The organism is Pelagibacterium montanilacus (assembly GCF_003992665.1).
Classification (GTDB): domain Bacteria; phylum Pseudomonadota; class Alphaproteobacteria; order Rhizobiales; family Devosiaceae; genus Pelagibacterium; species Pelagibacterium montanilacus.
Genome location: NZ_RZMX01000037.1, coordinates 1 through 3,432 on the forward strand (window position 1 = coordinate 1; position 3,432 = coordinate 3,432).

Sequence of the window (3,432 nt, forward strand, 5' to 3'; positions counted from 1 at the left end):
GATGGTGTCCCCTGGCGTGGTGTAGGTTGGTTTGGGCCGCCACGCATTTCCCGGCACTGCCGGTGTCGGATCAGCCGGCCAGGGGCGGCAGGCTGATGAGGGGATCATCGCTCATCTGGCTCATTGTTTCCAGTGTCATGTAGCGGGCGCGCTGGACGGCCCACTCATCGTTCTGTTCGAGCAGTAACGCGCCCACGAGGCGCACGATGGCGTCATCATTGGGAAAGATGCCCACGACATCGGTGCGCCGCTTGATTTCGCCGTTGAGACGCTCGATTGGGTTCGTGCTGTGCAATTTGGTCCGGTGTTCGCGTGGGAACGACATGTAGGCCAGAACATCAGGCTCGGCCTCATCGAGCAGGGTGGCCAGCTTGGGCACCTTGGGTCGGATCTGATCGGCGACGGCGCGCCATTGCGCACTGGCCGCCTTTGGTGTTTCCTGCGCAAAGGCCGTGGCGATGAAGGCAGAGACGACACGGCGCCCGCTCTTTCCGGCATGGGCAAGAACGTTGCGCATGAAGTGAACCCGGCATCGTTGCCAAGTGGCGCACAACACCTTGCTGACGGCCGCCTTGATCCCTTCGTGCGCATCGGAGATCACGAGCTTGACCCCACGTAGCCCCCGCCGGGTCAGCTTGCGCAGAAACGCTGTCCAGATCGGCTCGGCTTCCGAGGTCCCGATCTCCATGCCCAGAACCTCACGCCTGCCATCACTGTTGACGCCGATGGCGATAATGGCGGCGACCGAGACGATACGCCCACCGCGGCGCACCTTGAGGTAAGTGGCATCAATCCACAGATAGGGCCAGTCACCCTCGATGGGGCGATCGAGGAAGGCTTTGACCTTATCGTCGATCTCTTCGCACAGCCGGCTCACCTGACTTTTGGAGATGCCGCCCATCCCCATGGCCTTGACCAGATCATCGACTGATCGGGTGGAAATGCCCTGGATGTAAGCTTCCTGGATAACTGCGGTTAGAGCCTTCTCGGCCATGCGGCGCGGCTCCAGGAAGGTTGGGAAATAGGACCCTGTCCTCAGCTTGGGAATGCGCAGCTCGACAGTGCCGGCGCGTGTCTCCCAGTCTCTGTCGCGATACCCATTGCGCTGGGCCAGGCGATCGGAGCTCTTCGCTCCATAACCAGCGCCTGTGGCAGCGCCCACTTCCATCTCCATCAGGCGTTCAGCGGCAAAGCCGATCATCTCACGCAAAATATCGGCGTCGGGGGTCTGTTCGACCAGAGCGCGAAGGTTCATCATATCGGTGGTCATCGGTGGTCCTTTCGGATTGTGGCTTCAACAACCCGACATTACCGGAAAATCGCCGGTGACCACTCTCCTCAGAACCTACACCACCTCCAGGGACACCATCAAATTTCCCTATGACGCGGAACAGGGAAGAATTCGCGCTAACAGGGAAAGAGGGTGCACCAAGGAAGCAGTCTTCGAGCTAGCAGCAGGCCCCAAAGCAGGCGATCTCAGGCTCCTGCCTCTTCCGGCTGCGCGCAAGGTCGCACCGCCAATGCCTTTCCGACGAGATTAGCAGGAGGATATGCTCCTTCGCCGATCCGCGCCTCTTACAGCTGTTGCACCCGGGTGCACGCAACCCCATCGCCATCACGTCCCCCCTTCCGTCAGTTCCGCTCTAATCTGTGGCGGCCGCCTGACCACCCTGTGCCGCCGCGCATAGCGGGAGATATCCTTGCCGATGCGAATGCCTGGTATCGACGCATTCAGACACTCCCGAGCGGTTGGGCTGAGCTACTCCCCGAAAATGGGACGCTGACGTAAGCTACGAATTGTTGTCTGCTGGTCTTGGACGATGGAGACCAGAGATGTCGAAACGCAAGCAGCATGCGCCTTCTATAATCATCGACGCCCCCATTCCGCCCTTGGCGGCAAACCGCCTGCCGTGATCTATTGGCAGCGCATTGACCAAAACCAACCCGACCAGCAGGTGCAATGAGTAGCTTAATTTACGCCCAAATCTGTCCAGCAATTGGGGAGTAGCTCACCGGGTTGCGCGGCGGATGTCCTTGACCACCTGCTCGGCAGGCTTTTTGGGATGGTGTCCCTGGAGGTGGTGTAGGTTCTGAGGAGAGTGGTCACCGGCGGTTTTCCGGTAATGTCGGGTTGTTGAAGCCACAATCCGAAAGGACCACCGATGACCACCGATATGATGAACCTTCGCGCTCTGGTCGAACAGACCCCCGACGCCGATATTTTGCGTGAGATGATCGGCTTTGCCGCTGAACGCCTGATGGAGATGGAAGTGGGCGCTGCCACAGGCGCTGGTTATGGAGCGAAGAGCTCCGATCGCCTGGCCCAGCGCAATGGGTATCGCGACAGAGACTGGGAGACACGCGCCGGCACTGTCGAGCTGCGCATTCCCAAGCTGAGGACAGGGTCCTATTTCCCAACCTTCCTGGAGCCGCGCCGCATGGCCGAGAAGGCTCTAACCGCAGTTATCCAGGAAGCTTACATCCAGGGCATTTCCACCCGATCAGTCGATGATCTGGTCAAGGCCATGGGGATGGGCGGCATCTCCAAAAGTCAGGTGAGCCGGCTGTGCGAAGAGATCGACGATAAGGTCAAAGCCTTCCTCGATCGCCCCATCGAGGGTGACTGGCCCTATCTGTGGATTGATGCCACTTACCTCAAGGTGCGCCGCGGTGGGCGTATCGTCTCGGTCGCCGCCATTATCGCCATCGGCGTCAACAGTGATGGCAGGCGTGAGGTTCTGGGCATGGAGATCGGGACCTCGGAAGCCGAGCCGATCTGGACAGCGTTTCTGCGCAAGCTGACCCGGCGGGGGCTACGTGGGGTCAAGCTCGTGATCTCCGATGCGCACGAAGGGATCAAGGCGGCCGTCAGCAAGGTGTTGTGCGCCACTTGGCAACGATGCCGGGTTCACTTCATGCGCAACGTTCTTGCCCATGCCGGAAAGAGCGGGCGCCGTGTCGTCTCTGCCTTCATCGCCACGGCCTTTGCGCAGGAAACACCAAAGGCGGCCAGTGCGCAATGGCGCGCCGTCGCCGATCAGATCCGACCCAAGGTGCCCAAGCTGGCCACCCTGCTCGATGAGGCCGAGCCTGATGTTCTGGCCTACATGTCGTTCCCACGCGAACACCGGACCAAATTGCACAGCACGAACCCAATCGAGCGTCTCAACGGCGAAATCAAGCGGCGCACCGATGTCGTGGGCATCTTTCCCAATGATGACGCCATCGTGCGCCTCGTGGGCGCGTTACTGCTCGAACAGAACGATGAGTGGGCCGTCCAGCGCGCCCGCTACATGACACTGGAAACAATGAGCCAGATGAGCGATGATCCCCTCATCAGCCTGCCGCCCCTGGCCGGCTGATCCGACACCGGCAGTGCCGGGAAATGCGTGGCGGCCCAAACCAACCTACACCACGCCAGGGGACACCATC

Annotated in this window: 3 protein-coding genes; 2 read left to right on the top strand and 1 reads right to left on the bottom strand. The window is 60.5% G+C overall.

Translation table 11 applies throughout. The annotated features are described in order from the left end of the window. Positions 1 to 70: 70 nt before the first annotated feature. Entirely contained in the window at positions 71 to 1,270 is a 1,200-nt protein-coding gene (locus EO136_RS11605) for an IS256 family transposase (protein ID WP_127143937.1), read from the bottom strand. Positions 1,271 to 1,820: 550 nt separating this feature from the next. On the opposite strand from EO136_RS11605, the gene EO136_RS19120 reads away from it, so the two are divergent. After that, on the top strand, positions 1,821 to 1,964 hold the full coding sequence (locus EO136_RS19120; protein WP_127144590.1) for an integrase core domain-containing protein: 144 nt from the start codon (positions 1,821 to 1,823) through the stop codon (positions 1,962 to 1,964). Between the two features lie 198 nt (positions 1,965 to 2,162). Then, the gene (locus EO136_RS11615; RefSeq protein ID WP_127143937.1) at positions 2,163 to 3,362 is read left to right on the top strand and encodes an IS256 family transposase; all 1,200 of its coding nucleotides are present in this window, start codon (positions 2,163 to 2,165) and stop codon (positions 3,360 to 3,362) included. Positions 3,363 to 3,432: the final 70 nt, after the last annotated feature.

Excerpts from the sequence above, each read along its gene's own strand:
- EO136_RS11605 (WP_127143937.1), bottom strand. The coding sequence starts at position 1,270 with ATGACCACCGATATGATGAACCTTCGCGCTCTGGTCGAACAGACCCCC.
- EO136_RS19120 (WP_127144590.1), top strand. The coding sequence starts at position 1,821 with ATGGAGACCAGAGATGTCGAAACGCAAGCAGCATGCGCCTTCTATAAT.
- EO136_RS11615 (WP_127143937.1), top strand. The coding sequence starts at position 2,163 with ATGACCACCGATATGATGAACCTTCGCGCTCTGGTCGAACAGACCCCC.